Origin of the sequence: Pseudomonas sp. K5002, assembly GCF_013386655.1 — a bacterium.
In the GTDB taxonomy this organism is placed as follows: domain Bacteria; phylum Pseudomonadota; class Gammaproteobacteria; order Pseudomonadales; family Pseudomonadaceae; genus Aquipseudomonas.
Genome location: NZ_JACARK010000818.1, coordinates 1 through 683 on the forward strand (window position 1 = coordinate 1; position 683 = coordinate 683).

General features: G+C 67.9%; 1 pseudogene. It reads left to right on the plus strand.

The features are described from left to right. A pseudogene (locus tag HX846_RS29130) lies at positions 1–683 on the plus strand (ATP-dependent DNA helicase); the annotation flags it as partial.

Here is a 683-nt window from a genome sequence, read left to right on the forward strand (position 1 = left end):
TCTGCAACGGGTCGGACGCTCCGGGCATCAGGTCGGCGGCACGCCCAAGGGCCGGTTGTTCGCCACCACCCGTGACGACCTGATCGAATGCGCCGCCCTGCTCGACTGCGTGCGCCGGGGCGAGCTGGACACCTTGCTGATTCCGGTTGCGCCGCTGGATGTGCTGGCCCAGCAGATCATCGCCGAAGTCAGCTGCCAGGAATGGCAGGAACAGGCCCTGCTCACGCTGATCCGCCGCGCCGCGCCCTACGCCGAGCTGGATGAGCGTCACTATCAGGCACTGCTGCAAATGCTCGCCGAAGGCTACAACGGGCGCCAGGGCCTGCGCAGCGCCTACCTGCACCGCGACGCCATCACCCGCACCCTGCGTGGCCGGCGGGGCGCCAAGCTCACCGCCGTGACCAGCGGCGGCACCATCCCCGACAACGCCGACTACAGCGTGCTGCTTGAGCCGCAGAGCCTGAACATCGGCAGCGTCAACGAAGACTTCGCGGTGGAAAGCATCGCCGGCGATATCTTCCAGCTGGGCAACACCTCCTACCGCATCCTGCGAGTGGAACCCGGCAAGGTGCGGGTCGAGGATGCCCACGGCCAGCCGCCGACCATTCCGTTCTGGCTCGGCGAAGCACCGGGGCGCAGCGCGGAGTTGTCGTTTGCCGTGGCGCGTTTTCAGGGGCAACTGG